Source organism: Massilia sp. CT11-108 (assembly GCF_047302915.1).
In the GTDB taxonomy this organism is placed as follows: Bacteria; Pseudomonadota; Gammaproteobacteria; order Burkholderiales; family Burkholderiaceae_D; genus Telluria; species Telluria orientalis.
In genome coordinates this window covers 1-252 of sequence record NZ_JBKYMO010001628.1, presented here as the reverse complement: position 1 = coordinate 252, position 252 = coordinate 1, and the positions used below count along the sequence as shown (strand labels likewise).

Genomic DNA, 252 nt, shown 5'->3' with positions numbered 1-252 from the left:
AGATACGCCAAATGCATTAGTTCCGACACCGGAACCTAATTTGTTAATATGAAAAGAGGCCTGAATATGAAGACTGCCCGAAGGCAGTTTGTAAGAAACATCCTTAAACGGCTCAATTCTGAGTTGAGAAGCGTCAGCATTATAATCACTGAAAGACTCGATCGGACGAACCATAATTAACTTATCAGTTCCAAATATTTTCAACACTCGACTGGCAAGACGTGCCCTGAACATATCCGTGGTCTCGTATTC

Annotated in this window: 1 protein-coding gene; it reads right to left on the bottom strand. The window is 41.7% G+C overall.

Annotation, left to right across the window (positions count from 1 at the left end):
- The coding region (locus ACEN88_RS35830) for a hypothetical protein (RefSeq protein ID WP_413347141.1) at positions 1-234 on the bottom strand (234 nt) is incomplete at its 3' end.
- Between the last annotated feature and the right edge of the window lie 18 nt (positions 235-252).